Origin of the sequence: Curtobacterium sp. LFS079 (genome assembly GCF_047977865.1) — a bacterium.
Taxonomy (GTDB): domain Bacteria; phylum Actinomycetota; class Actinomycetes; order Actinomycetales; family Micrococcaceae; genus Arthrobacter.
On sequence record NZ_JBFPFO010000002.1, the window covers coordinates 454,745 to 479,440 of the forward strand.

The 24,696-nt window shown below is 66.8% G+C and carries 26 protein-coding genes; 14 read left to right on the plus strand and 12 right to left on the minus strand.

Translation table 11 applies throughout. The features are described 5' to 3' along the window. Window positions 1-43 precede the first annotated feature (43 nt). Both ACNQPB_RS05555 and ACNQPB_RS05560 read left to right on the plus strand, forming a co-directional pair. Complete coding sequence (locus tag ACNQPB_RS05555) at window positions 44-829, plus strand: SDR family NAD(P)-dependent oxidoreductase (protein ID WP_498749782.1); 786 nt, start codon at window positions 44-46, stop codon at window positions 827-829. Between the two features lie 45 nt (window positions 830-874). After that, on the plus strand, window positions 875-1,681 hold the full coding sequence (locus ACNQPB_RS05560; RefSeq protein WP_498749784.1) for an SDR family NAD(P)-dependent oxidoreductase: 807 nt from the start codon (window positions 875-877) through the stop codon (window positions 1,679-1,681). A gap of 13 nt (window positions 1,682-1,694) precedes the next feature. On the opposite strand, the gene ACNQPB_RS05565 is transcribed toward ACNQPB_RS05560, so the two are convergent. From ACNQPB_RS05565 to cycA, 3 genes are all read right to left on the minus strand, one after another. Further along, entirely contained in the window at window positions 1,695-3,488 is a 1,794-nt protein-coding gene (locus tag ACNQPB_RS05565) for an alpha/beta fold hydrolase (RefSeq protein ID WP_498749786.1), read from the minus strand. Then, complete coding sequence (locus ACNQPB_RS05570) at window positions 3,485-4,084, minus strand: TetR/AcrR family transcriptional regulator (RefSeq protein ID WP_498749788.1); 600 nt, start codon at window positions 4,082-4,084, stop codon at window positions 3,485-3,487. The genes ACNQPB_RS05565 and ACNQPB_RS05570 overlap by 4 nt, the downstream gene beginning before the upstream one ends. Before the next feature lie 72 nt (window positions 4,085-4,156). Beyond that, window positions 4,157-5,626, minus strand: coding sequence for a D-serine/D-alanine/glycine transporter (gene cycA, locus ACNQPB_RS05575; protein WP_498749790.1), 1,470 nt, complete (start codon window positions 5,624-5,626; stop codon window positions 4,157-4,159). Between the two features lie 211 nt (window positions 5,627-5,837). Here cycA and ACNQPB_RS05580 point away from each other — a divergent pair, with 211 nt between their 5' ends. Together ACNQPB_RS05580 and ACNQPB_RS05585 are read left to right on the plus strand one after the other, a co-directional pair. Next, window positions 5,838-6,284 (plus strand): MarR family winged helix-turn-helix transcriptional regulator, encoded by a 447-nt coding sequence (locus ACNQPB_RS05580; protein ID WP_498749792.1) that lies wholly within the window; start codon window positions 5,838-5,840, stop codon window positions 6,282-6,284. A 50-nt stretch (window positions 6,285-6,334) separates the two neighbouring features. After that, window positions 6,335-7,561 carry an MFS transporter gene (locus ACNQPB_RS05585; protein ID WP_498749793.1) on the plus strand — a complete coding sequence of 409 codons (1,227 nt, stop codon included), beginning with the start codon at window positions 6,335-6,337 and terminating at the stop codon, window positions 7,559-7,561. 94 nt (window positions 7,562-7,655) lie between these two features. Here ACNQPB_RS05585 and ACNQPB_RS05590 read toward each other — a convergent pair whose 3' ends face one another. The 3 genes from ACNQPB_RS05590 to ACNQPB_RS05600 form a co-directional block, all read right to left on the minus strand. Next, window positions 7,656-9,107: a sugar porter family MFS transporter gene (locus ACNQPB_RS05590; RefSeq protein WP_498749795.1), complete on the minus strand. Its 1,452-nt coding sequence runs from the start codon at window positions 9,105-9,107 to the stop codon at window positions 7,656-7,658. Between the two features lie 356 nt (window positions 9,108-9,463). Next, the gene (locus ACNQPB_RS05595) at window positions 9,464-10,819 is read right to left on the minus strand and encodes a formimidoylglutamate deiminase (RefSeq protein WP_498749797.1); all 1,356 of its coding nucleotides are present in this window, start codon (window positions 10,817-10,819) and stop codon (window positions 9,464-9,466) included. Then, window positions 10,816-12,015 (minus strand): allantoate amidohydrolase, encoded by a 1,200-nt coding sequence (locus tag ACNQPB_RS05600; RefSeq protein WP_498749798.1) that lies wholly within the window; start codon window positions 12,013-12,015, stop codon window positions 10,816-10,818. Before ACNQPB_RS05600 ends, ACNQPB_RS05595 begins: the two co-directional genes overlap by 4 nt. A gap of 241 nt (window positions 12,016-12,256) precedes the next feature. On the opposite strand from ACNQPB_RS05600, the gene ACNQPB_RS05605 reads away from it, so the two are divergent. After that, a complete protein-coding gene (locus ACNQPB_RS05605; protein WP_498749800.1) occupies window positions 12,257-12,916 on the plus strand; it encodes an IclR family transcriptional regulator in 660 nt (219 codons plus the stop codon). 43 nt (window positions 12,917-12,959) lie between these two features. On the opposite strand, the gene ACNQPB_RS05610 is transcribed toward ACNQPB_RS05605, so the two are convergent. Both ACNQPB_RS05610 and rraA read right to left on the minus strand, forming a co-directional pair. Then, window positions 12,960-14,612, minus strand: a complete 1,653-nt coding sequence (locus tag ACNQPB_RS05610) for an MDR family MFS transporter (protein ID WP_498749802.1) — start codon at window positions 14,610-14,612, stop codon at window positions 12,960-12,962. A 137-nt stretch (window positions 14,613-14,749) separates the two neighbouring features. Further along, the gene (rraA, locus tag ACNQPB_RS05615; RefSeq protein ID WP_498749804.1) at window positions 14,750-15,223 is read right to left on the minus strand and encodes a ribonuclease E activity regulator RraA; all 474 of its coding nucleotides are present in this window, start codon (window positions 15,221-15,223) and stop codon (window positions 14,750-14,752) included. Between the two features lie 96 nt (window positions 15,224-15,319). Between rraA and ACNQPB_RS05620 the strand changes: the two genes are divergently transcribed. The 5 genes from ACNQPB_RS05620 to ACNQPB_RS05640 all read left to right on the plus strand — a co-directional run bounded on the left by ACNQPB_RS05620 (window position 15,320) and on the right by ACNQPB_RS05640 (window position 19,970). Continuing rightward, window positions 15,320-16,648 carry an MFS transporter gene (locus ACNQPB_RS05620; RefSeq protein WP_498749805.1) on the plus strand — a complete coding sequence of 443 codons (1,329 nt, stop codon included), beginning with the start codon at window positions 15,320-15,322 and terminating at the stop codon, window positions 16,646-16,648. A gap of 96 nt (window positions 16,649-16,744) precedes the next feature. After that, a complete protein-coding gene (locus ACNQPB_RS05625; protein ID WP_498749807.1) occupies window positions 16,745-17,398 on the plus strand; it encodes a TetR/AcrR family transcriptional regulator in 654 nt (217 codons plus the stop codon). A gap of 281 nt (window positions 17,399-17,679) precedes the next feature. Next, window positions 17,680-18,870: an NAD(P)-dependent malic enzyme gene (locus tag ACNQPB_RS05630; RefSeq protein ID WP_498749809.1), complete on the plus strand. Its 1,191-nt coding sequence runs from the start codon at window positions 17,680-17,682 to the stop codon at window positions 18,868-18,870. A 166-nt stretch (window positions 18,871-19,036) separates the two neighbouring features. Further along, window positions 19,037-19,537, plus strand: coding sequence for a DUF456 domain-containing protein (locus ACNQPB_RS05635; protein WP_498749811.1), 501 nt, complete (start codon window positions 19,037-19,039; stop codon window positions 19,535-19,537). Between the two features lie 79 nt (window positions 19,538-19,616). Next, on the plus strand, window positions 19,617-19,970 hold the full coding sequence (locus ACNQPB_RS05640; protein ID WP_498749812.1) for a VOC family protein: 354 nt from the start codon (window positions 19,617-19,619) through the stop codon (window positions 19,968-19,970). 92 nt (window positions 19,971-20,062) lie between these two features. Here the strand turns inward: ACNQPB_RS05640 and ACNQPB_RS05645 are convergent, their stop codons facing one another. Then, window positions 20,063-20,536 (minus strand): DUF4383 domain-containing protein, encoded by a 474-nt coding sequence (locus ACNQPB_RS05645; RefSeq protein ID WP_498749813.1) that lies wholly within the window; start codon window positions 20,534-20,536, stop codon window positions 20,063-20,065. Between the two features lie 186 nt (window positions 20,537-20,722). Between ACNQPB_RS05645 and ACNQPB_RS05650 the strand changes: the two genes are divergently transcribed. The 3 genes from ACNQPB_RS05650 to ACNQPB_RS05660 all read left to right on the plus strand — a co-directional run bounded on the left by ACNQPB_RS05650 (window position 20,723) and on the right by ACNQPB_RS05660 (window position 22,655). Then, window positions 20,723-21,700: a hypothetical protein gene (locus tag ACNQPB_RS05650; protein WP_498749815.1), complete on the plus strand. Its 978-nt coding sequence runs from the start codon at window positions 20,723-20,725 to the stop codon at window positions 21,698-21,700. 137 nt (window positions 21,701-21,837) lie between these two features. Further along, window positions 21,838-22,176, plus strand: coding sequence for an ArsR/SmtB family transcription factor (locus ACNQPB_RS05655; protein ID WP_498749959.1), 339 nt, complete (start codon window positions 21,838-21,840; stop codon window positions 22,174-22,176). Continuing rightward, window positions 22,173-22,655 carry an SRPBCC family protein gene (locus ACNQPB_RS05660; protein ID WP_498749817.1) on the plus strand — a complete coding sequence of 161 codons (483 nt, stop codon included), beginning with the start codon at window positions 22,173-22,175 and terminating at the stop codon, window positions 22,653-22,655. Before ACNQPB_RS05655 ends, ACNQPB_RS05660 begins: the two co-directional genes overlap by 4 nt. A 26-nt stretch (window positions 22,656-22,681) precedes the next feature. On the opposite strand, the gene ACNQPB_RS05665 is transcribed toward ACNQPB_RS05660, so the two are convergent. Continuing rightward, complete coding sequence (locus ACNQPB_RS05665) at window positions 22,682-23,326, minus strand: LysE family translocator (RefSeq protein ID WP_498749819.1); 645 nt, start codon at window positions 23,324-23,326, stop codon at window positions 22,682-22,684. A 115-nt stretch (window positions 23,327-23,441) separates the two neighbouring features. Between ACNQPB_RS05665 and ACNQPB_RS05670 the strand changes: the two genes are divergently transcribed. Next, a complete protein-coding gene (locus ACNQPB_RS05670) occupies window positions 23,442-23,897 on the plus strand; it encodes an Lrp/AsnC family transcriptional regulator (RefSeq protein ID WP_426300607.1) in 456 nt (151 codons plus the stop codon). 21 nt (window positions 23,898-23,918) lie between these two features. Here the strand turns inward: ACNQPB_RS05670 and ACNQPB_RS05675 are convergent, their stop codons facing one another. Beyond that, window positions 23,919-24,068: a hypothetical protein gene (locus tag ACNQPB_RS05675; RefSeq protein WP_498749820.1), complete on the minus strand. Its 150-nt coding sequence runs from the start codon at window positions 24,066-24,068 to the stop codon at window positions 23,919-23,921. Between the two features lie 40 nt (window positions 24,069-24,108). After that, window positions 24,109-24,621 carry a hypothetical protein gene (locus tag ACNQPB_RS05680; protein WP_498749822.1) on the minus strand — a complete coding sequence of 171 codons (513 nt, stop codon included), beginning with the start codon at window positions 24,619-24,621 and terminating at the stop codon, window positions 24,109-24,111. Between the last annotated feature and the right edge of the window lie 75 nt (window positions 24,622-24,696).

Consider the following 24,696-nt stretch of genomic DNA (forward strand, 5'->3'; position numbering starts at 1 on the left):
CCGCTGGCAGCATGGGGGAAAAGTTTCCGGACAGGAGCATGTGGTGGACCTTGGATTGACGGGTAAGGCAGTGCTGCTTTCGGGCGCCGCTTCCGGGATCGGCCGTGCGTGTGCGCTCGCCTTTGCCCGCGAAGGCGCGCGGGTTGCGCTGCTTGATGTCGACGACGACGCCGGAGCCGCCCTCCAGCGGGAACTCGCCGCGGTGCCGGGGGCGGGAGATTCCCGCTTCTTCCGTGCCGACGTCAGCGATGAGGCGGACGTCCGCCGGGCCGTGGAGGCGACGGCTGAGGCCTTCGGCGGGATCGACGCCGTGGTGGGCTGCGCCGGGATCTCCGGACCGGTCGGAACCGGCCTGGAGGATGTGGCCGTGGCCGAATTCAGGCGTGTGATGGACGTGAACGTCACCGGGCAGTTCCTGCTGGCAAAGCATTCCGCGCCCTTTCTTCGGGCCTCCGCAAGCGGCGCCCCCGGTGCCGGGGCCATGGTGCTGCTGGCCTCTGATTCCAGCTTCGTGGCCGCCCCGGGAATGGTGCCGTACAACGCTTCCAAGGGTGCGGTGCTGCAGCTGACCCGGGCGCTGTCCGTGGAGCTGGCCGCCAACGGTGTCCGCGTCAACTGCGTCTGCCCGTCCGTGGTGGACACCCCGATGGCGCGCGCGGACCTGGGGGAAAGCTCAGAATCCCTGAACGCGCGGGACTTCCCGGTCCAGAGCCCGGAGCAGGTGGCCAACCACGTGCTGTACCTGGCTTCCGCTGCCTCCGCGCCGGTCAATGGCACCAGCCTCGTATCCGACTTCGGCTACCTCGCCCGTTCGTCCTTCCCCGCCTGAACAACTCCTGAACCTGTTCCACGATCCCCTACCCAAGGAGCAACAGTGACCAGTACCAAACCACTCGCCGGACAGGTGGCCCTCGTGACCGGAGGCGGCACGGGCATCGGCGAGGCCATCGCCGCGAGGCTGCTGCAGGAAGGTGCCGCGGTCGCCGTCGTCGGACGCCGCAAGGAACCGCTGGACGCCGTCGCGCAGAAGCACGGGGCCTTTCCGGTGGTCGCGGACGTGGCCGATGCCGCGCAGGCGCGGGCCGCCGTCGACGCTGTGGTGGGGGAGTTCGGCCGCCTGGACATGGTGGTGGCGAACGCCGGCGGGCACGGTTTCGCCTCGGTGGAGGAAACGGACGACGCCGCGTGGCAGGCCAGCCTGAACGCCAACCTGACCACGGCCTTCACCACCCTGCGCGAGGCCCTGCCGCAACTGAAGGAAAACGCCGGCCGCGCCGTGGTGGTCTCCTCGCTGGCAGGGCTGTTCGCGGGCCCGAACGTGGCCGGATACACCGTGGGCAAGCATGCGCTCATCGGCCTCACCAGGTCCCTGGCCCGCGACTACGGCCGCCATGGTGTCCGGGTGAACGCCCTCTGCCCGGGCTGGGTCCGCACCCCCATGGCCGACGCCGAGATGGACCAGTTCGCCGAAGGCGCCGGACTGTCCGGGCGCGAGGAAGCCTACGGTGCCGTGACCGCGAACGTTCCGCTGGGCCGGGCAGCGGAACCCGCGGAGATGGCGGGCGTGGTGAACTTCCTGCTGTCCGCGGACTCTTCGTACATCACCGGCGCAACGATCGTGGCCGACGGCGGCGCGCACGTGGTGGACCTGCCCACCATCGCGTTCGACGGGGTGGTGTAGCTGGATCCGGCTTTCACGCGAGCGATGCCTTGAGGAGATCGACGAGAGCATCGGCATGGGTCAGTTGCGGGTGGTGCCCGGCACCCGGCACCGAGATCAGCTCGACGTTCGGAAGCGACTCGAGCTGCTCAACCGCGCCCGGGGCAATTGGGTCGTCGCTTCCCGTGATGATGCGGACCGGGCCGCTGAATCGCCCAAGCACTTCCTGGAGTTCGGCGCGCCACTGCTTCGATCCCGCAAGGGCGAGCTGCTCGGCCACCCTCTTGGCGCTGCTTCGCTTGAGGTCACTGAGACTGGACCCGAGAGCAGCCGCGCTCGCTTCTGATCCGGTCAGTTGGTGTGACAGCCGTGCCAGGTCGGTGTGCCGCAAGTAGCAGCATACGAGCGGCCGCAGTCTGGCCGAAGCACCCAGCGGGGCTTGGAAGAAGAACGGCGCGATCAGCGTGAGGGACTTGACTTGCGCCGGGAGCCGGTCAGCCGCGACGACTGCAGCCGCCGCGCCGATGGAATGGCCGATGAGGTCAGCAGGTTCCCCGCCCAGCACGGCGGGCAGCCACTGTTCCCAGTCCCGGACGCCTGTTCCGCCGCTGAGGCCGAGCCCGGGCAGGTCGACGGCTCGCGCGCCGATACCCGAAGCCACCTCGGCCCACGTGTCGGCGTTGACCGGCAAGCCGGGAAGGATCACCCGGCTGGATCCGGGGACGCCTAGCTCGAAGGTCCTCAGACCGCCGGCGTCGACGAATCGACGGCCGCCGGCCATGGCGGCACCAAAGCGATGCGCGGCCAGATGGTCGGCCCACCGTTCGAGGGACGCCAGCACGTCGGGCGTCTGGATACCGTGCCTGCCGGCGAGCTCTGTGGCGGACTCGGTCGGATAGCGATCGGCCGACAGGAAGCCGAGGGTCTCGGGATCCGCCTTGGTGATCCGCTGCGGGAGCCGCTTGATGACACCGACCGGGATCTTCAGGCGCGGGACCTTCGCGCCGAGATGCCGTCCGACGTGCCTGAGCAGCTCTGCCAGCGGCGGGGTGGCGTCGTCGAGAACCCAGTAGGCCTTGCCGGCAGCAGCCGGATCGACCGCTGCCGCGGCCATGAAGGCCGCCAGATAGTCGACAGTGACGACCGGGAGGAACGTCGCTTCGCCTCCGGGCAGCGCGGCTGCGGTGCCGTCCCAGATCTGCTCGATGGTGGTGGCCAGCCCGATGTGCTGCTCGGACTCCCCGGTTACGCTGTCGCCGATCACGCTGGACGGATTGACGATGGTCCAAGGGACTCCGCGCTCCAGGGACAGGGCCTGGAAGATGGCGTCGGATTCCACCTTTGACGCTTCGTAGGCGCCAAGTTCCTTGTAGACCGCGGCGCGGTGGCCGTCTGGCCACGGAACAGTTGTGGGGTCCTGTCCGCCGACCCGGTAGCCCGACACGTGGACGACGCGCTGCAGTTTGGGGAGGTCCCCGGCGAAGTCGATCAGCTTCTCGACGATACCGACGTTCGCGCTGCGTGCCTCCTGGGCGGTCATTCCGAATCGGTAGGACCCGGCGCAGTTGTGGATCTCGGTGATTAACGGGAACGCAGATGGGCCGCCCGCGACGATCCCGGGAACATCGAAGTCGACGATCGTCGTACTGATGCTCCGCGTCAGGCCACGCTCCCTGAGCCACCGCTCGACACGCGCTCCGGACTCGGCGGTCCGGACTGCCGCCGTGACGTTCGCACCAGCCTCGGCAAGGGTCAGGACGAGGTGCCGGCCGACCAGTCCCGAGGCTCCGAAGACCAAGGCGTGACGGGAGTCTCCGGGTGATGTCATCGCGTCCCCCCGACAGTATGGCAGCGCTGGTTGATGAGCTCCGCCACGACGTCGGCGGCCGACATCAGGGGTTGGATGTTCTGCAGGGCGCGGGAGACGATGACCGCCCCCTCAATCGTCGAGACGACAACGGTTGCCAAGGACCGGGCGCCCTCGGCGTCCACACCGCTCGCCTCGAGCAACGCGGCCGTCGGGGCGATCCATGATTCGAAGGCGGTGGCGCATGCCCGCCGCAGTCGCTCGCTCTCCGCGCCCATCTCCAGGGTGACGACGGAGACCGGGCAACCCAGCCGGAAGTCACTCTCCCTGACGATGCTCGCCAGGGCCTCGATCGCGGCGCGGGCGGCCTCGGCCGGACCGCCCGCGGAAGCCGCGGCCTCGGCGATCAGCGTCCCGAACTGCGTCGCGGCGAGTTCGACCGCTGCGACGCCCAGGCCCTCCTTCCCGTCGGGGAAGTGGAAGTAGATCGACCCCTTTGGTGCTGCGGCGTGTTCGATCACAGCATTAAGGCCGGTCCCGCTGTAGCCGCTGGTCTGGATGAGTTCGAGCATGGACTCTGTGAGCCGTGCTTTGGTGAGGGTTCCTTTGGACGCCATGAAAAAAACAATGCAGTCCTCCTCCACAAGCGCGCTGTGGAGGAGGACTGCTTTTTGTCTTGCGGGGAACGGTTAGCGCTTCGCGGCCACCGTGGCGGTTTCGCCGTCGGACATTGCCTTCCACTCGGCCACGCGGGCCTGGTGGAGGGGCGATTTCCGGACCACCGCGTAGGCTACGCCCAGGATGGCGAACCAGATCGGGGTGACCAGCAGCGCGGTCAGGGTGTCCGGCTGGGTGGTCAGGGCCCACACCAGGAAGGCGAAGAACGCGAAGACCACCCACACCATCGCGATGCCGCCGGGCATCTTGTAAGGGGATGCGGCATGCTGCTCCGGCCGGCGCTTGCGGTACACGAGGTAGCTGGCCAGGATGATCGACCACACGAACATGAAGCACACGGCGGAGACAGTGGTGACCATGTCGAACGCCGCGCCAACGTCCTTGCCTGCGTAGAGCAGCACGACGCCGGCCAGCAGCAGCACGCAGGACAAGAACAGGGCGTTCTGCGGAACCTTGCGGCTGGAAAGCTTGCCGAACACCTTGGGGGCGTCGCCGTCGTTGGCCAGGCCGAAGACCATCCGCGAGGTGGAGTAGATGCCGGAGTTGGCCGAGGACATCGCGGAGGTCAGCACCACCAGGTTCACCACGGTGGCGGCGATGCCCAGGCCCGCCAGGGAGAACATGGCGATGAACGGGCTGTGGCCCGCCTTGAATTCGGTCCACGGGGTGACGGACATCAGGATGATGAGGGCGCCGACGTAGAAGAGCATCACGCGCACCGGGATGGCGTTGATGGCGCGGGGCAGGTTGTGCTCCGGGTTCTTGGTTTCGGCCGCAGCGGTGCCCACCAGTTCGATGCCCACGAAGGCGAAGACGGCGATCTGGAAGCCGGCCACGAAACCCATGAACTCCTTGGGGAAGAAGCCGCCGTGCTGCCACAAATTGGCGAAGGTGGCTGCGCCGGCGTCGGACTTGAAGCCGGTGAAGATCAGCACCAGGCCCACCACGATCAGCGTCACGATGGCCACGATCTTGATCAGCGCGAACCAGAATTCGGTTTCGCCGAAGGCCTTCACCGTGGGCAGGTTCAGCAGGAGCAGGATCACGATCGTGGTCACGCCCGGGATCCAGAGCGGGATGCCCGGCCAGAGCTCGTTCGCGTAGCCCGCGATCGCGATGACATCGGCAACACCGGTGACCACCCAGCAGAACCAGTAGGTCCAGCCGGTGAAGAAGCCGGCCCAGGGGCCGAGGAGGTCGCCCGCGAAGTCGCTGAAGGACTTGTAGTTCAGGTTGGACAGCAGCAGCTGGCCCATGGCGCGCATGACGAAGAACAGCATGAAGCCGATGATCATGTACACGAAAATCACGGAAGGGCCGGCCACGGAAATGGTCTTGCCGGAGCCCATGAAGAGGCCCGTTCCGATGGCCCCGCCGATCGCCAGCAGCTGGATGTGGCGGTTGCTCAGCGAGCGGGAGAGGTGGGGCTCGCTGTCCTTGCTGGAGGCAGTGCGCTGCCCCGTGGTTGTCTGCTCAGGCATATGTGGGTCCTTTGAGTGATTCGCCGCAAGAGTGATGTGGCTAACAAAACGACGTATCAAAGGTAACGCTTGTCGGCAGAAATCGAGTGATTGAACGTTTTACTCTGAATTTCACACTTCCGTCGGTTAGCCCGGAGCGGAGCCCGCTGCGGATGTCTGCCCGCTCACATTCCATTTACTTTAGGGTCCCTAACTATTAGGCTTCCTAAGTATGAACACCGAGCACCCCGGCGACGCCCTGATCGACCTGGCCCAGGAATTCCGCAACGCGCTGCGCCAAAGCGTGTTCGTCCTGCGCCGGCTGGATGCCCATGCCGAATTGAGTTCCGCCCAGCTGAGCGTCCTGAAGATAGCGCTCGACGGCGGTGCCCGGGTGGGCGAGATCGCCCGCGACCTGGGGGTGAAGGTGCCCAGCGCCACGGAGCAGATCATCAGGCTCGAGCGCGCCGGGCTGCTGCGCCGGGAAGCCGATCCGGATGACTCCCGCGCTGTGCGCGTGCTTGCCACCGCGGAAGGCCGTGCCGCCGTCGACCTCGCGGACCGCCGCCGCAATGAACACATCGCGGCGATCCTCGCCACCCTTGATCAGGACGAACGCGACGCGATCCAGACCGCCCTGCCGGTGTTCCACAAGATCAACAGCTCAGTCCGGGACTGAAGCTGACCCGAACCGCAACCAACCACGCAAAACAACAGGAGCGTTACGCCATGAACGGCCAGCTCGCAGAGCACATGCATCCAGCAGAAGAAACCCTCGAGGCGGAGAAAGCCTCATTCCTCAGGCAGCCCAAGGCTGTATGGGCCACCGCGATCGCGGCGGTCTTCGCGTTCATGGGCATCGGCCTGGTGGACCCCATCCTGCCGGCGATCGCGAAGAACCTTGAAGCTTCGCCCAGCGAGGTCTCGCTGCTGTTCACCAGCTACTTCCTGGTCACCGCCGTCGCCATGCTCGTCACGGGCTTTGTGTCCTCGCGGATTGGCGGCAAGAAGACCCTCATGATCGGCCTGGCGCTGATCGTGGTGTTTGCCTCGCTCTCCGGATTTTCCGGCTCCGTCACTGAACTGGTCGGCTTCCGGGCGGGCTGGGGACTGGGCAATGCACTGTTCGTCGCCACCGCGCTCGCGGTGATTGTCGGCGTCGCGAGCGGCGGTGCCGGAACCGCGATCATCCTCTACGAGGCCGCCCTGGGCCTGGGCATCTCGCTCGGCCCGCTGCTCGGCGCACTCCTTGGCGGCTGGCAGTGGCGTGCACCGTTCTTCGGCACCGCCGTGCTCATGGCCGTCGCCTTCATTGCCCTGATGGTGCTGCTGCCCAAGACGCCGGCTCCCGCGAAGAAGGCCCGGCTGCGTGACCCGCTGCTTGCCCTGGGCCACAAGGGGCTGCGGACCACCGCGGCCAGCGCGCTCTTCTACAACTACGGCTTCTTCACCATCCTGGCCTTCACCCCGTTCATCCTGGGCATGGACGCCTACGGCATCGGCGCCGTGTTCTTCGGCTGGGGCGTGGCCGTGGCCGTGTTCTCGGTCTTCGTGGCCCCGATGCTGCAGCGCCGATTCGGCACCAACAACGTCCTGGTGGGCACCCTGGCGGCCCTCATGCTCGACCTGGTTGGGCTGGGACTGGCTGCGGGGCACTCGGTGCCGGCCGTCGTCGTGCTGGTGATTGTGGCGGGCGCGCTCCTGGGCATCAACAACACCCTCTACACCGAGCTGGCCATGGAGGTCTCCGACTCGCCGCGGCCCGTGGCGTCGGCCGGATACAACTTCGTGCGCTGGATGGGCGGTGCCCTGGCCCCGTTCGCCGCGGCGCAGCTCGGCGAGCACTTCGGCCCGCAGCTGCCGTTCTTCGCCGGGGCCGTGGCCCTGCTGTTGGCGATCGCCGTGGCCCTGGGTGGCCGGAAGTTCCTCGCGGCCCACGAACCGCACCTGGTCTAAGGGCCCACCCACAACGCGAGTTGGCACTTCGCGGCAATGTTTCACCGGAACACTGCGGCGAAATGCCAACTCGGCGTGGTTAAGGGGCGGGTTATCAGCTGCTGACCGCGGAGACCTTCGCGCCCTTGGGGACGAACAGGGTCTCGGCCTGCTCCAAGGACATGCCGTTGGTCTCCGGCACCTTGAACATGACGAAGAAGAACGACGCCGCCGCGAAGAGGGCGTACATGCCGTACGTCAGCGGCAGCGAACCTGCCGCCATCACGGGGAAGCTGAGCGTGATGGCGAAGTTGGCCACCCACTGCGCCGCGGCAGCGAGGCCCAGGGCGCGGCCGCGGATGCGGGACGGGAAAATCTCACCCAGCAGCACCCACACCAGCGGGCCCCAGGACACGCCGAAGCTCACCACGAAAAGGTTCGCCGCCACGAGCGCCACCGGTCCCCAGGCGCCCGGCAATGCGATGTCCGAGCCGTTGCCGGTGGCCGAGGAAAACGCCAGGGCCATGGCGCCCAAAGACGCGGCCATGCCGATGGAGCCCGCAAGCAGGATGGGGCGGCGGCCGATCCGGTCCACCAGGGCGATGGCCACGAGCGTCACCAGGATGTTGGTGATGGAGGTGGCCACCGAGATGGTGAGCGAGTCCTTCTCGTGGAATCCGACGGCCTTCCACAGGGTGGTGGAGTAGTAGAAGATCACGTTGATGCCCACGAACTGCTGCAGCACCGAGAGGATGATGCCGATCCACACCACGGGCTGCAGGCCGAAGGCGGTGCCGCGCAGCGAACCCTTCTTGGCGGAGAGCTGGTCCTGCTGGATGGATTCGCGGATTTCCCGGATGTGGCGCTCGGTGTCGTCGCCGGGCATCAGGGCGTCAAAGGTCTTGCGGGCAGCGTCCTCCTTGCCGTTCAGGACCAGGAAGTGCGGGGATTCCGGCAAGGTGTAGGCGATCACGCCGTAGACGGCGGCGGGCACGGCACACGCGATGAACATCCAGCGCCATGCTTCCAGTCCGAGCCAGAAATCGTGGTGGGCGCCGCCGGCGGAGGTGGCCAGCAGCGCGTCGGAAAGCAGGGCCGCAAAGATGCCGCTGGTGATGGCCAGCTGTTGCAGGGACGCGAGCCGGCCGCGGATCTGCCGCGGTGAGATCTCGGAAATGTACGCCGGCGCGATCACCGAGGCCAGGCCGATGCCCAGGCCGCCCACCAGGCGCCAGAAGATCAGGTCCCAGACGCCGAACGCCAGGCCCGTGCCGATCGAGCTGACCAGGAACAGGACTGCTCCGAGCTTCATCGCGGGCACGCGGCCGCGGCGGTCGGCCACTTTCCCGGCAAGGTAGGCGCCGGCGGCGCAGCCAAGGAGGGCAATCGCCACGGCGAAGCCCGTGACGGCTTCGCCCAAGGCGAATTCGGTCTTCATGGCGTCCACGGCGCCGTTGACCACCGAGGAGTCGAAACCGAAGAGGAAGCCGCCGACTGCCCCGGCGACGGCCAGTCCGATGACCTTGCGGTGGACGCCTGGATGGCTGTCGGTTGTGGAAATGGACATGGCTCTCCCTTGAGGTCTGGTGGCTTGGGTGGCGCGGCAATCGACGGCTGCTGACTCCAAATTGGAGGCGCCGGTGCACTCGCGCTAAACAGTGTGGCACGCCACATCCGGGAAGTTCCAGTCGAGGTGATGCACATGACATGCATTCATATTGTTAACGCAACGCCTCAGCCGTGTCCCGGCAGGGAGGCCTTCGGGATTTCCCCGAGGCCTCCCCGCCGTCCGGACCGCGGCGTCAAGCGGCTTTTTGAGTCAACTTATTGAACGCAAAAGGACGACGACGGCGGGCCGCCGGCAGCGCCCCCCGCCTTCCTGTGGCGTCCCCGTGCGGGGCACGCCACAGCGCGGGTGAGCGGTTACGAGAACTCCTTCAGTGCCTCCGTCAGCAGGCGGCCCGGTTCGCCGAGGCGGCCGTGCACGCCGCGGGACGCAATAAGTTCCCCGGCGACAACGACCTCCGTAACGTCGCCCGCCGTCGCGCTGAACGCCAGCTGCAGCGGACGGGATCCGGCGGTGCGGGTTGAAGCGGGATCGATGACCATAAAGTCGCAGACTGCGCCGACATGGAGTGCCGATGGGGCGATCGGGGTCGCCATGGAGCGGGCAGCCCCCTCCGTTGCTGCCCGCAGCAGCTCCCGCGGCGAGAACCTGCCGCGCTGCCCGCTGCCCAGGCGTTCCCCGTGCTCCAGGGCGCGCATTTCAGTCCAGGGATCGATCACCGCGTGCTGGTCCGTGCCGAGCGCAATCGCCGCACCCGCGTCGGAAAGCTCCCGGGCGGGGCCGATTCCGTCTGCCAGGTCGGCTTCGGTGCTGGGGCACATCACCACGGTTGACCCGGCATTTCCGAGCAGCGCGATGTCTTCCTGGGTCAGGTGCGTGGCGTGGACGGCGGACAGTCGCCGGGACAGCAGGCCGTGGCGGTCAAGGAGCCCGGCCGGCGTGGTGCCGTATGCCTCGAGGCAGGCTTCGTTCTCTGCGGGCTGTTCGCTCAAGTGGATGTGAAGGGGAATGTCAGCGGGCAGCTGCCGGGCCACTGCCTTGAGGTCCTCTTCGGGTACGGCGCGGATCGAGTGCAGTGCGGCCCCGACGCTGACAAGATCCGGCGGGAAGTCCTGCGCGATCCGGGTCCGAAGCGAGGAGAGGCGGTCCAGCCAGGCCTGGACGTCCGCGTCCCCGAACCTCGTCTGTTCCGGACTGAGCGGGGTGCCGATGCCGCCGGCCAGGTACAGCGTGTCCAGCAGGGTGAGGCGGATCCCGGCCGACATTGCCGCCCGGGCCAGGGCCAGCTCCATGGCATGGGGTTCGGCATAGGGTGCGCCATCCTGCCGGTGGTGGACGTAGTGGAACTCGGCCACACTGCTGAAGCCGGAGACCACCATTTCGGCGAAGACGGCGGTGGCCAGCTTCTCGTACTTTTCGGGTGTAAGTTCCGAGGCGCTCCGGTACATCTGTTCCCGCCACACCCAGAAGTCCCCCCGCCCGTCATGCGTGCGGCCACGCAGGACCCGGTGGAATGCGTGGGAGTGGGCATTGGCCGCCGCGGGGAAGGCTATGCCGTGCAGTTCCATGTCTCCGGCCTGGGGCCGGGTTCCGGTGGTGATCGCGCGAATCCGGCCGTCCTGTGTTTCCACCCGTACGCCGCCGGCGACCTCCGGAACTCCCGTGCCGCCGTCGGCGGTAACAAGCGCCGCCTCGCACCAGAACGCGCTCACAGGAGCCCCTCCAGGACATCGGCGAGGGCAACCGCGCCGGTAGCGGCGTCCTCGTCGGCCACGTACTCTTCCGGCGAATGGGAGATTCCGCTGGGATTCCGCACAAAAACCATTGCCGAGGGGACATGTGCGGCCAGGACGCCCGCGTCGTGCCCGGCGCCGGTCGCCAGCACGGGAGCCCCCGGCAGGAGCGCGCCGATGCGCCGGCTCAGCGATGCATCGAGATGCACGGTGTCGCTGTACGACTCCTCCGTGAGGGTGACTGTGCATCCTTCGCCCGCAGCGACTTCCTTGGCCGAGCGGTAGATCGCTTCGATGAGTTGCGCGGTCACGGCGTCGTCGGGGTGACGGGCGTCCAGCCACAGGTCGACGCGCGAGGCGATCACGTTGGTGCCGCCCGGAACGGGCGTGAGGCGCCCGACGGTTGCCCGGGCATCCGCCTGCTTCGCCGCGGCCTCGCGGACGGCCAGGATGATCTGCGCAGCCGCCACCATCGGATCGGCGCGGTCGGCCATCAGCGTGGTGCCGGCGTGGTTGCCTTGGCCGTGCACGCTCAACTTCCAGCGGCCGTGTCCCAGGATCGAGCTTCCGACGGCGATGGCCGGACCGCCCTGCCCCAGTCCCTTGCCCTGTTCCACGTGCAACTCAACGAAGTCGCCGATCCGCGCAAGGGCCTCCGGGTCCGGGCCCACGTGCCGGGGATCGAGCCCGTTGGCGCGTGCGACGTCGGCGAACGTGTCGCCGCCGGCGTCGCGCAGGTTCAGCGCCTTGTCGACGCCGATGGCGCCGGTCAGGAGCCGCGACCCCAGGCATGCCACACCAAAGCGGGATCCTTCTTCTTCCGGGAAGACCGTGATGGCGAGCGAGCGCGGCGGCTGGACTCCCCGTGCTTTGAGGAAGTCGACGGCGGCAAGTGCCGACGCGACGCCGAGGGGACCGTCGAATGCGCCGCCGCCCGGGACTGAATCGAGGTGGCTTCCGGTGACCAGGGCGCCGTCCTGCGGCTTTCCCCACCAGGCCCAGATGATCCCGTTGCGGTCGGTCTCGACGGCAAGGCCGCGCTGCTGGGCCTGATCGATGAACCACTGCCTGAGGTCGAGTTCGGGCGTCGAGTAGACCGCCCGTGAGTAGCCTCCGCGCACCGCGTCGCGGCCCACGTCCTTGATCGAGTCAAGGAGCTGATTGACGGTTTCCACGTGTTCCTCCGATGCTAACAATGCCACCAAGTAAAAAGCAGTTGCCAATAGATGGCAAGGGTTTGGGTGGAAAAGACGCAACAGTTAACGGGCTTGAAGCATGCGCGGCGCCGCGGCCCGCCGGGTGACCCAGGCTCGAAATCCAGGGAAATCTTCAGAAAATTCTCGCCATGCCGTGAAAAGTCATTTTTACTTGGTGGCAAGACGTTATGATCCAGACCTCTTGAAAGCAGGTTGTGCAGTGGCGGCAGATTCCTCGACCCGGACAGTGGAAAGGGCGCTGGCCCTTCTCGGTGCGGTCTGCACCGACGGGTCCATCAGCCTGAGCGACGCCGCACGTGTCGTTGACTTGTCTGCCAGCACCGCGCTACGCCTTCTCCGCACCCTGGAAGGCAGCGGCTTTGTGACGCGGGACCCGGGCGGGAACTTCCGCCCGGGAGCCCGTGTCATCCAGCTGGGCGCCCTCGCCCTGGGACAGGAATCCCTCGTGTCCCTCTGTACTCCGCACATGAAGCAACTTGTGGCCGAAACGGGAGAGTCCTGCTATTTGAGCATTCCCGGTCCTGGGGAGACCGGAATTTACATTGCAATCGTTGAAGGTACCCGCTCCGTCCGGCACGCCAGCTGGGTCGGCAGGAGCATCCCGCTGGAAGGATCCGCCGCCGGAAAGATCCTGACCGGCGGGCAGGACGGCCGCGGCTACGCCATAGTGCGCAGCGGCGTGGAAGACGACGTCACGGCAGTTGCCGCGCCCATCGTGATCGGTGGCCGGACCGTGGCAGCCCTCAGCATCGTCGTGCCCAGCTACCGCCTGGACGAAGCGAAGGCCCACATCTTCGGCGAGGAACTGGTGAGGGTGGCAGGCAACATCCTCGAACCGACTGGGCCCGGTACTGACTGAGCCCGGTACTGGCTGGGCCCGCCGCCGCCAGTGGTGGCCGCCGCTAGTGCGCCGGCGCCGCTTCCTTGGCCGCGGCTTTCGGATCGCTCAGTTTCTTGTTGGGCAGCGCGAAGCTGACCAGGAAGGCCAGCAGCGTCAGCCCGGCGGCGGTGAGCATGACGACGTCGATCGCCTGGGCGAAGCCCTCGGTGATGGGACGCGTCAGGACCGGGTTGGCCGAATGCAGCCAGCTGGTGTCGTTGAGCGAGTCGTTGGACGCCCCGTTCTTGAAGAAGTCGTACAGCTTGGCGTTGGCCGGATCGGCGGCAACTGCCGGGTCCTTGAGCACCTTGAGGTAGTCGGCGCTGCCGGTGGCGGTCTTCATCCCGTCGGCGATTTTGTCCGCGGCCTGGCTGAACAGCATCGAGATGAACACGGCCGTGCCCACCGCGCCGCCCATGGAACGGAAGAACGCCGCCGTCGACGTTCCCACGCCCATGTCCTTCGCCGGCACGGACACCTGCATGGCCAGCGTGAGCGGCTGCATGCAGAAGCCCAACCCCATGCCGAAGAACACCGCGATCAGCCCCGGTACCCAGAGGCCGGTGTCCACACCCAGCGACAAGCCCATGACGACGGCGGCGGACGTCAGGATAGCCGTGCCGAGGATCGGGAAGATCCGGTACGTGCCCGACGACGAGATGGTGCGTCCGGCGGTGATGGAACCGGTGAGGATGCCCACCGTGAAGGTGATCATCATGAGCCCGGCCTGGGTGGGGGTGAGGCCCTTGACCAGCTGCAGGTACATCGGCAGCATCGCGATGGCGCCGAACATGCCGATGCCGATGATGAAGTTCAGCAGCGAGGACAGGCCGAACGTGGCGTTGCGGAACAGGCGCAGGGGGATCAGTGCGTAGTCCCCGGCGCGCCGCTCGGCCAGCAGGAACAGGGCGATGCCCGCCACGCCCAGGCCGTAGCAGAGCCAGGAAGCGGCCGAGTTCCAGCCCCAGCTGCGGCCCTGTTCGGCCACGAGCAGCAGCGGCACGATCGCCAGGGTGATGGCTGCTGCGCCCCAGTAGTCGATCTTCTGCTTCACGTGCCGCGGCGGCAGGTGAAGGTAGAGGAAGACCACGGCCAGGGCGGCCAGGCCGATGGGAAGGTTGATGAAGAAGACCCAGCGCCAGCCGTCGAAGCCCAGGATGTTGGACGTACCGGCGAACGCGCCGCCGATCACCGGGCCGAGCACGGAGGAAACACCGAACACGGACATGAAGTAGCCCTGGTACTTGGCGCGGTCCTTGAGTGCCACGATGTCGCCGATGATGGTCAGGGCCAGTGCCAGCAGGCCGCCGGCTCCCATGCCCTGGATGCCGCGGGCGATGGCCAGTTCGGTCATGGAGTGCACGGAACCGGCGTACAGGGAGCCGGCCAGGAAGATCAGGATGGCGGCCAGGTAGAGCGGGCGGCGGCCGAAGATGTCGCTGAGCTTGCCGTACAGCGGGGTGCTCACCGTCGAGGTGATGAGGTAGGCCGTGGTGGCCCAGGCCTGCAAGGAGAGGCCGTCAAGGTCGTTCGCGATGGTGTAGATCGACGTCGACACGATGGTCTGGTCCAGGGAGGACAGGAACATGCCGAGCATGAGGCCCACCATGACGGTCAAGGTCTGGCGGTGGGTCAGGACTTCGCCGGGTACCCGGACAGGGGTGGATTTGGACATCGGTCCTCCAGGAAGGCGCAGTAAGGGGAAGGCGCAATTGATAGTTGCTTTCAGTAACTATCCTAATTGACGGTCTATTCCCCGCATAGCCGGATGGATTCCGTGAAGGCTTACGGCTCCAGGCTCAGGGAGAAGGCTCAGGGCTCCACGAGGATCCCGTCCGGGTCGCAGTAGATCGTGTTCCCGGGCTCGATGTGCACGCCGTCGATCACCACGGGCACATCCACCTCACCGCGGCCGGTCTTGGTGCTCTTCTTCGGGTTGCTGCCCAGCGCCTTGACGCCGAACGGCAGCTTCGCCAGGGCGAGCCGGTCCCGAATGGCGCCGTTGATGACGACGCCGGCCCAACCGTTCGCCACGGCGCTTTCGGCGATCATGTCCCCCATGAGAGCCGTCCGCAGCGAACCGTTGCCGTCCACCACCAGCACCGCCCCGTCGCCGGGCGTGCCGAGTACGGTCTTCACCAGCGCGTTGTCCTCGTAGCACTTCACCGTGCGGACGGGTCCACTGAAGCTGCTGCGGCCGCCGAGATCCTGGAACTGCAGCGCGATGGATGAGAGCTCGTCACCGCGCTCGTCGTACAGATCCGCGGTGCTCAGGATTTCGTTCATCGTTGACTCTCCTTGCTCTGATCCTGCAACACTAACCCCATCGGCCGGGCCCGGCGGTAGGCTGAATCAACACGTCACATGCCAGGGGGAGCCACCATGAGTCCGAGCGATCTGACCGGATTGCCCGGTTCGCTGCCCGAGCGTCCGGTACCGGATCCGGCCGCTTCCGCGGGAAGCACGACGACGGCGCTCGCCGAGCCGGTGGACCGTGTCCGGGCGCTCTGGATCACCGGAGTCGTGCTGGTCAACCTGGGCATCAATGCCGCCTTCTTCGGGCCGATCCAAGTGCTGCTCGGCCAGCAGGCCATCCATTTCGATGAGGGCCAGAAGGAAGCCATCCTGGCCCTGGTCACCGGTTGCGGCGCCGCGGTCTCCCTCGTGGCGAACCCGCTGTTCGGCGCCTTCAGCGACCGCACGGCTTCACGCTACGGGCGCCGCGTGCCCTGGGTCCTGTTCGGCGCGATCCTGGGCGCTGCCGCGCTGGTGGGCCTGGCCGGTGCGCCGAACGTGGCGGTCATGACCATCCTCTGGTGCTTTGTCCAGGCCGGTTGCAACGGCGCCTACGCCGCGGTCACCGCGGCCATCCCGGACCGTGTTCCGGTGCCGCAGCGCGGCACGGTCGGCGGCCTCGCCGCGATGGGCCAGACGGTGGGCATCCTGCTCGGGGCGGTGATCGCTTCGGTGGTTGCGGGGAACTTTGCCGCCGGTTACCTGGTGTGCGCAGCGGCGCTGATCGCCGGCGTCGTGCTCTATCTGTTCAGGAGCGACGACGCCCCGCTGGCTCCCGCCGCCCGCCCGCCCTTCAGCCTGGCCGCCTTCTTCAAGGGCTTCTGGGTGTCGCCGGTGAAGTATCCGGATTTCGCGTGGGCCTGGCTGACCCGGCTGCTGGTCAATATCGGCAACCACATGGTCACCCTGTACCTGTTGTTCTTCCTCAAGGATGCCGTGCACCTGGACCGGACGCAGGGCATCGCGCCGGAGTTCGGCGTTCTGATCCTCACTGGCCTGTACGCGGTGATGGTGATCGTCACGAGCGTGATCGGCGGCGCCCTGAGCGACCGGATGGGCAAGCGGAAGCCGCTGGTGATCGCGTCCTCGGTGGTGATCGCCGTGGCCAGCCTGATCCTTGGCTTCGCCCCCACCTGGGCCGGAGCGATCACCGGTGCCGTGGTGCTCGGCGTCGGCTTCGGCGCGTACCTGGCGGTGGACTTTGCCCTCATCACCCAGGTCCTGCCCACTGCGCTGGACCGCGGCCGGGACCTTGGTGTGATCAATGTGGCGAACTCCCTGCCGCAGGTGATCGCACCGCTGATCGCCTTCCCCTTCGTCACCTACTGGGGCGGATACGTGTCCCTTTATGTGGCCGCGGCGGTGGTCGGCGTGCTGGGCGCGGTGTTCGTGGTGAAGATCAAGAGCGTGACATAAGCCTTCCGGGCCTCTCCCAGACAACTCCCACCTTCCTGCCGTAACATCGTGAGGTCACGTAGGATGCCGCCCGGCGCAGAGCACAGATCACCGGACATGCCCGAAGAAAACTACCTGGAACCGTATTCGCTGGACCTTGCAGCGGGACTGCCGCATATGGCCGCCGCCCCCACCACGCCAAGGCAGCAGCTCCGCTATGCCCGAATCCTGAAGGCCGCCGCCGGATTCACGCAGCGGCAGTTCGATACCGTCAGCCTCTCCGACGTCGCATTGCGGGCGCACGTCCCGCTGGGCACCCTGTACCGCTACTTCCCGTCGCCCGCGCACTTGATGCTCGCCGTCTACCGGCAGCAGTTGCGCGAACTCGGCACCGGCCAGGCGAAGGCAGCAGCACGGCTCGGACGCGAAACTCGGGGCAGCCAGCCACAGCGCGGCAGCCGCCATGCGCTGACCGGCCTGCTCATGGAGATCTTCCACCTGCGGGTGATGCAGCCCGCCGTCGAACACTGCCTGACCCGCAGGTCGGACAGCTGGGACGGGGACATCCCGGAACTGCTGCGCGAGATCGACTCACTGGCCGAGTCCTTGGTGGTGTCAGTGACCAACGACGCCGGGCGGGCCCGGATCCTGCTGCATACGGTCAGTGGTCTGGTCCAGTTGGTCCGCTGCCGCCGGCTTTCATTGTTTGACGCCGAAAAGGACCTCAAGAACGCCTGCGCTTTGCTCGGTGAAAGCGCGAAAACGAAGTAACTGGTCTAGACCGGCAGGGCAAAATATCCGCCTTTTTGCGTGATGTGGCTCACATGACTTGCCGGGTAAACGTTTTATCAGTGCTCCGGACGCTGTTTCCGGCATTCGGCACCCCTGCGGTTGCCTACCATTGCAGAACCGACGCGGCCAGCGGCCCACCCTGCAGGAGATGTGCAGCCCGGGCCAGCCACCATTGGCCCGAAACCAACGCTCCTCGAAGCCCATATTCGTGCCGGATCCGCGCCCAGCGCGTCGACGGCTAGCCTGAGGAGAACAACGACGTGTCCACTGAAACCATCGGCACCGGCAATGAAGCAGCACTCGTCCTGAGCGACGAGGAGATTTTCACGGCCCACGAGGGCGGCAAGCTCTCCGTGTCCAGCACAGTCCCGCTGAACGACAAGCGCGATCTGTCCATCGCCTACACCCCGGGTGTCGCCCAGGTCAGCCGCGCCATCCACGCCAACCCGGAACTCGCCCGCACCCACACCTGGGCCGAGCGCCTCGTCGTGGTCGTCAGCGACGGCACCGCGGTCCTGGGCCTGGGCAACATCGGCCCCAGCGCGTCCCTTCCGGTCATGGAGGGCAAGTCGGCCTTGTTCAAGTCCTTCGGCGACCTCGACTCCATTCCACTTGTCCTCAACACCACGGATGTGGAGGAGATCATCGAGACCCTGGTCCGGCTCCGCCCGAGTTTCGGTGCCGTGAACCTCGAGGACATCGCGGCTCCGCGCTGCTTCGAACTCGAAGAACGCCTCATCGAGGCACTCGACTGCCCGGTGATGCATGACGACCAGCACGGCACCGCCGTCGTCGTCCTTGCGGCCCTGACGAACGCCGCCAAGGTGACCAAGCGTGAACTCAGCGGCCTGAAGGTAGTTGTCTCCGGCGCGGGTGCCGCGGGCATCGCCGTCGCCGAAATCCTGCTGACTGCCGGTGTCGAGGACGTCATCCTGCTCGACTCGAAGGGTGCCATCAACGCCGGCCGTGCCGACATCGCCGCGGATCCCGCCAGCAAGAAGGCCCAGATGGCGCAGCGGACCAACCCGCGCGGCATCAGCGGCGGACCGGGCGAGGCCCTGCAGGGCGCCGATGTGTTCGTTGGCGTTTCCTCCTCCAAGCTGGACGAAGAGCACCTCAAGCTCATGGCCGAAAACTCCATCGTTTTCGCCCTGTCCAACCCGGACCCCGAGGTCCTGCCGGAGGTCGCCGCCAAATACGCCGCGGTCGTTGCCACCGGCCGGAGCGACTTCCCGAACCAGATCAACAACGTGCTGGCATTCCCGGGCATCTTCCGCGGTGCCCTCGACGCCGGCGCCCGCCGCATCACGTCGGCCATGAAGCTGGCCGCGGCCCGCGCCATCGCCGAACTCGCCGAAGAAGAGCTGTCCGCCGACTACATCGTGCCGAGCCCGCTGGATGCCCGCGTGGCCCCGGCTGTTACGACTGCGGTCGCGGCGGCTGCCGAGTAGGGTCCCCACCGCCTCCCTCGCTTCGCTCCGCTCAACCAGGGGACCCTCGGCGGCGGAGGCCCCACAAGAGCCACGACGGCGGCGCTCCCGTGCTGGGGAGCGCCGCCGTCGTTTCTTGTTCCCGTTGCAAGGATTGAACGGCTGCCGGCGACCCTAGACTCATTGCATGACCGCTGAAACCATCGTGACGATCTTCTGCGGCCTGGCCATCGCCATCGGCGTGGCCGGCACGATCATCCCGGTGCTGCCCGGAAGCGTCCTGATCGGTGCGAGCCTGCTGGCCTGGGCGCTCTGGGGCGGCGCCGGAGCCACGGGCTGGGTGGTGTTCGGTATCGGCCTGACCCTTGTGGCCGTGGGCATGGCCTCCAGCGCCATCCTCACGGGCCGGAAGCTCAAACAGCACGGCATTCCCAACCGCTCGGTGTTGGCCGGTATTGTCCTGGCCGTTGTGGGCATGTTCGTGATCCCCGTGGTGGGGCTCTTTGTGGGTTTCGCCATCGGGCTCCTGCTCAGCGAATTCCTGCGCACGCGCCAGTTCAGGGCTGCGGTCACCTCCAGCCTTGCCGCCCTGAAAGCCACCGGCCTGGGCATCCTGGCGGAGTTCGGCCTGGCTTGCCTCGCGGCCAGCACCTGGGCGATCGGCGTGTGGGTGGCTGCGCTCAGCTAGTCGTTCCCGGACCTATGCGGACCGCAGCTGTCCGCATACCCATGGCTGCCCCCGCATCCGGTGGGGCATAGTCGGGCGCATGATTGGAAAATTCCATGCACTGGTAATCGACTGTGAAGACATCGAGCCGATGGCGCGCTTCTATCAGGAACTTCTGGGGATGCAGCGGGTGGAGGGCGACGCCGACTGGATCACCATCGGCGACGCCGCCGACCGCCCTGCGGTGGCCTTCCAGCGGGTCGACAAATTGACGCCGCCGCAATGGCCCTCCGCCGAGCACCCGCAGCAGATGCACGTGGACGTGCGGGTCGGCAATCTGGACGAAGCCGAGGAGAAGGTGCTGGGCCTGGGCGCCAAGAAGGAGCATCAAGACAAGACCTTCCGCGTCTACCTCGACCCTGCGGGCCATCCGTTCTGTTTGGTGGCCTGGTAGGGAGGGACCCACGAGCAAAGCGGCGGCCGCTCCCCGAAGGGAACGGCCGCCGTCGTAGTTTCAGTTGTGGTATTTCCGAAAGGGAAGGCGCGCTACATGGCGCGGCCCTTCATCTCCTCTCTGGCATCACGGCCAAGCCACAGGCCCACAGCAACCATCACGACACCGAGCACCAGGTGCAGCCAGTTGTCGGCGGTGTTGAATGGCACAAAGTTGGCTCCCGAATCCGCACCGATCACCAGTCCGTAGATCCACAGGACCAAGTAGACGGCGCCGCCGCCAATCAGGAACCCGCGTGCCATCCTCATGGTCCTGGCCATGTACAGGCCGACCGCGCCGAAGAGCATATGGACGATGTTGTGCAGAATTGACACTTGGAAAATTCCAAGAAGCATGGCGCCCGAGTCATGCCCAGCAAAGGTCATGGCGCCGTAGTTGCTCGTGATGCCGGGGATGAACCCCAAGACACCAACGACCAGGAATACCCAGCCCAAACCCAGCGCCGTGTTGTGCAGCGAGAGTCCCATCACATGGTGGTGTTGTGCCGGGTGTGAAGCGGTGGTCATAACTCCTCCCAACCACATTTTGTACCGGCCGGCCAGATGGCCGGCCGTTTTGCGGCAAGGAGCTGTCGGAACCCTGCCGACGTCCATAGTTTACTCCCGATAACCCCGGAAATAGAGGGGAGGGTTGGCGGGGGCCGCTGTGGGGCCCGGACTGGCGTACCGGGCTGCCGTGGATAGCATGGAGGAATGATTTCGGGCCACCCCGTTCCCGGATACCGGGACACCCGGGACCTCACCCCTTTCCGCCGTGCCCGGGTCCGAACCCAAGTGCGGGGCGTCGCTGACGGCGTGGGCGGGGCCGTGGCCGGGGTGCTGCGCAGGCGCAATGCGGACCGCCTGTCCGTAGCCGGGGAAGTACCTCCGCTCAGGCGCTTCGCCGGCCGCACCGCGAAGGCCATGCACGCGGCGATCTTCACCGGCACCGAGCCCGACCGGCTCCTGCTCCTGGCCCGGGCCCACCCCGGATGGGCCGGCCTCTGCCAGGTCCTGGCCGGCCTGCTCGCCTACAAGCACGGCAGCTACCTGCGTGCCGCGGAGCTGCTGCGCCTGGGGATTTCCACAAGGATCGACGACGCCGCCAGCCAGTTCTCCGCCGCGTACCTTGGCCGGGTGGTCAGCACCATTGAGGTTGCCGAGCGCGTCGAGGTGCAGGTGCTGTTCAGCGAGGAGTCGGTGTTCCTTGCCCTTTCGCACTGCCTGCGGGAAGCGGGCCGGATGGACGCCGCGCTGGACGCGCTTTCCGGCCTGCCGCCGTCGCTCCCGGCTGCCCTGGCCCGCTGCACGGCGGCATCGGCACTCGGCCGGCACCTCGACGTCGTCGGCTGGACCGACGGCCTGGAGAACGCGGACGACCTTTCCGCCGCCCTGCTGCTCCTCCGGGCAAGGTCCCTGCGGGCACTGCGCGAGTTCGGGGCCGCGCAGGCGGCGTTGTCCGAGGTGCTGCGGCGGCGGAAGACCAGCCTCGCGCTGCGCAACGACGCCCTCACCGACCGCGCGTTGCTGGCGTTCGACGCCGGCCGGCGCGCTTTGCGGCCCGGCTCGCGGCGTGACGGCCTGCCCGGCGGCGCCGGCAGGAGCGGCGCGCTGGAAGGCGGCTTGATCCGCAAGGATGCCGAGATGCGCCGGCTCTGGGAGCAGGACTGGAAGGACCTTGGCGGGGATTGACGGAACCCTTGTGCACGCAGGCAAGCGGACCTATCCTTTTAGTCAACTAGTTAGTTGATCAACTAGATGGTTGAGTAAAAGGATAGGAAGTGCCACACCAGGACCCGCTCGACGCGGCCCTGCTTGATAGGGCTTTCATGGCGCTCGCGGATCCGGTCCGGCGGAACATCGTGGCCCGGCTGTCGCGGGGCGACGCCACGGTCAACGAGCTCGCCGAACCGTTCGCCATCACCAAGCAGGCCGTGTCCAAGCACATCCAGGTCCTGGAACAGGCCGGCCTGGTCACCCGTTCACGCGACGCCCAGCGGCGCCCCGTCCATCTGGATGCGGCAGCCCTGGAGCGGCTCACGGCGTGGATCGATCAGTACCGGCTCCAAGCGGAAGGGCGTTACCGGAGGCTGGACGCCCTGCTGGAAAACCAGGCCTCCGCGCGGGCCCCGGAATCCGCGCAGACTCCAAGGAGCGGGGAACAATGAGCAATCCAACCAACATCACGGCCGAACCCGGCGTTCCGTTCGTCGAAACGGTCCGGGAATTCGACGCCCCCGTGGACGCCGTCTACCGCGCCCACGTCGAACCCGAGCTGATGGTCCAGTGGCTGGGCCCGCGGCGCGACTCCGTGGGGAACATCCAGTACGACACCAGGGTGGGCGGCCGCTGGAGCTTCGACGGCGCCAGCAGCGAGGGCTACGAGTTCAGCTTCAGCGGGGTGTTCCACACGGTCGAGCCAGGCAAGCTCCTCATCATGACCTTCGAATTCTCGGGCGCTCCCGGCGAGGTGGGCATCGGTACCACCAGGTTCGAGGACCTCGGCAGCGGGCGTTCACGGGTGTCCATCCACGATGTCTACCCCACGGTCGAGGCGCGGGACATGGCCATCGGCAGCGGCATGAACTCCGGGGTGATCGAAGGCTACGAACGGCTGGACGAACTCCTGGCCGCCCAGCGGGTGTAGCCCTTTCGTCTCTGGGGCGCGACGCCTCAGGCGGTCCGGGCCACGAGCGGGATGACCTGCTCGGCCAGCAGCACGACGCCGAGCCCCACCATTACGATGCCGCTCACCAGCGTCACCACCCGGGCAGCCGCGGGCCGCGAGTGCAGCAGCTTGCGGGACGCCAGCGCGACACCCGTGTAGATCATGGCCACCAGCAGCACGAAGGTCAGGCCCAGCACGCCCGATTGCACGGGAACCGGCAGCGAGGCCTCCGGGCTGACGAACTGCGGCACGAGGGCCAGGAAGAACAGCAGGCCTTTCGGGTTGATTCCGCTGGTGCCCATGCCCAGCAGGAAGCTGCGGAACTGGTTGTGGGACTGCCCGACGGCGTCATCCGCGCTGAAGCGCGCACCGCGCCAGGACCGGAGGGTGCTGAAGCCCAGCCACAAAAGGTAGGCCGCGCCGGCCACCGTCAGCCAGCCGAGGAGCCCCGGGACGCCTGCCAGCAATGCCGCCAGGCCGAGCGCCATCAATGCCGTGTGCACCACGTAGCCGCTGCACAGTCCGGCCACCGCGGGGATGAAACTACGCTGCCGCAGCCCGGCCGAAATCGAGTATGCCCAGTCCACGCCGGGGGTGCAGGCCAGGGTGACCGCAACGATCGTGAAGGCAAGGAAGAGCTGGGGATTCATGGGTACTCCTGGGTTGTTCCACCGGGGTGATCCGGTAGGAAAACCCTAGAGAAAAACGGCCCATAAGTGTTCGCGTTTTTATCCCATCCGAGCGCTGGGTCGGTAAGATATTTGCGTGATTGACGGAATCGACAGAACTATTTTGCGCCACCTTAAAGAGGATGGCCGGATGACTGCCACGGCACTGGCATCCAAGGTGGGTTTGACCGTGGCGCCGTGCCACCGCAGGCTACGGGAACTGGAGACCTCCGGCGTCATCCGTGGCTACCGGGCGGACATCGATCCGGCCGCGATCGGCCTGGGCTTCGAGGCGATCGTTTTCGTCACTTTGGCCAAGGTGGAGCGCAGCATCATGTCCGATTTCGAGGAACGCGTGGCGGCGCTGCCCAACATCGTCGAAGCCCAGCGGCTGTTCGGCTCGCCGGACTACCTGCTCCGCGTGATCGCCGCGGACCTCCCGGCGTACCAGCGCTTCTACGACGAACAGCTCACGGTGCTGCCCGCCGTCGAACGCCTGACCTCGACGCTGGTGATGAAGAACCTTAAGAGCAACGCCGGCCCGCCGGTTTAGCGATGCCCCTGCCTGGGCGGCTTAGGGCTTGCCCGTCGACGCGATGTTGGATTCGGCCTCAGGGGTGTAGTACTCCGGGGCGAGCTCCACGGAGTAGATGAATGTCATCCGGCCGGTGGTGTGGTTGGAATGGATTTCGGCGGAAAACACAGTCCCGGTCTTGTTGCCCATGCCGGGAATCCACTGCTCTTTGCTGCGTCAGCATGCCTGGCTATTCCACCGGCCTGACGTGCACGATGATGACCTGCACGTCCTTGCTCCCGTCGTAGCGCAGGTCGTAGTTTACGTCCAGTCCCGTGCTGGTGCCGCTGGTGATGGAAAAATCGCTCTTCATCTGCGGATCGTCAGTAGCCGAGCTGATCCAGCCCTCGGCGGAGTCGGAGTCGATCCCGTACTTCTCGACGCCGTCGCGGATCAACGCAAAGAACCCCTCCCTGGAGTTTGCGGTGAGGAAGTAGGTGATCTCGCTGAAGTCAGGCTGGATATTGGTGGTGTTGAAGCGGATCCGGTCCGTTTCCCCACTGATCTGCCCGGCGGGTCCCACGATGGTGAGGTTGATCTTGCCTTCGTCCCGCGTGTTGATTTCCGGTCCGTAGCTGGTGTCCGTGACGCCGACAGCGGACTTCAGCAGCTTGCCGCTGCTTAGGTCCAGCCGGGCGCGGAGTTCGGTGCGGATCTTTTCGACGCCGGCGGTATCCAGGGTGGAAAAGTCGGAGGTGTTCACGGTGCTCCCTTGCGAGGTTTGTGGCGTCTGGGCAGGTGTTGCGGATCCGGGGAGTTGGCAGGCGGCGAGGGCGAG

What these genes read in the sequence shown, in the direction of transcription:
- ACNQPB_RS05565 (WP_498749786.1), bottom strand. Translation starts at nt 3,488, where the DNA reads ATGACATCACCCGGAGACTCCCGTCACGCCTTGGTCTTCGGAGCCTCG.
- ACNQPB_RS05570 (WP_498749788.1), bottom strand. Translation starts at nt 4,084, where the DNA reads ATGGCGTCCAAAGGAACCCTCACCAAAGCACGGCTCACAGAGTCCATG.
- cycA (WP_498749790.1), bottom strand. Translation starts at nt 5,626, where the DNA reads ATGCCTGAGCAGACAACCACGGGGCAGCGCACTGCCTCCAGCAAGGAC.
- ACNQPB_RS05580 (WP_498749792.1), top strand. Translation starts at nt 5,838, where the DNA reads ATGAACACCGAGCACCCCGGCGACGCCCTGATCGACCTGGCCCAGGAA.
- ACNQPB_RS05585 (WP_498749793.1), top strand. Translation starts at nt 6,335, where the DNA reads ATGAACGGCCAGCTCGCAGAGCACATGCATCCAGCAGAAGAAACCCTC.
- ACNQPB_RS05590 (WP_498749795.1), bottom strand. Translation starts at nt 9,107, where the DNA reads ATGTCCATTTCCACAACCGACAGCCATCCAGGCGTCCACCGCAAGGTC.
- ACNQPB_RS05610 (WP_498749802.1), bottom strand. Translation starts at nt 14,612, where the DNA reads ATGTCCAAATCCACCCCTGTCCGGGTACCCGGCGAAGTCCTGACCCAC.
- rraA (WP_498749804.1), bottom strand. Translation starts at nt 15,223, where the DNA reads ATGAACGAAATCCTGAGCACCGCGGATCTGTACGACGAGCGCGGTGAC.
- ACNQPB_RS05620 (WP_498749805.1), top strand. Translation starts at nt 15,320, where the DNA reads ATGAGTCCGAGCGATCTGACCGGATTGCCCGGTTCGCTGCCCGAGCGT.
- ACNQPB_RS05625 (WP_498749807.1), top strand. Translation starts at nt 16,745, where the DNA reads ATGCCCGAAGAAAACTACCTGGAACCGTATTCGCTGGACCTTGCAGCG.
- ACNQPB_RS05635 (WP_498749811.1), top strand. Translation starts at nt 19,037, where the DNA reads ATGACCGCTGAAACCATCGTGACGATCTTCTGCGGCCTGGCCATCGCC.
- ACNQPB_RS05640 (WP_498749812.1), top strand. Translation starts at nt 19,617, where the DNA reads ATGATTGGAAAATTCCATGCACTGGTAATCGACTGTGAAGACATCGAG.
- ACNQPB_RS05645 (WP_498749813.1), bottom strand. Translation starts at nt 20,536, where the DNA reads ATGACCACCGCTTCACACCCGGCACAACACCACCATGTGATGGGACTC.
- ACNQPB_RS05650 (WP_498749815.1), top strand. Translation starts at nt 20,723, where the DNA reads ATGATTTCGGGCCACCCCGTTCCCGGATACCGGGACACCCGGGACCTC.
- ACNQPB_RS05655 (WP_498749959.1), top strand. Translation starts at nt 21,838, where the DNA reads ATGGCGCTCGCGGATCCGGTCCGGCGGAACATCGTGGCCCGGCTGTCG.
- ACNQPB_RS05660 (WP_498749817.1), top strand. Translation starts at nt 22,173, where the DNA reads ATGAGCAATCCAACCAACATCACGGCCGAACCCGGCGTTCCGTTCGTC.
- ACNQPB_RS05665 (WP_498749819.1), bottom strand. Translation starts at nt 23,326, where the DNA reads ATGAATCCCCAGCTCTTCCTTGCCTTCACGATCGTTGCGGTCACCCTG.
- ACNQPB_RS05675 (WP_498749820.1), bottom strand. Translation starts at nt 24,068, where the DNA reads ATGGGCAACAAGACCGGGACTGTGTTTTCCGCCGAAATCCATTCCAAC.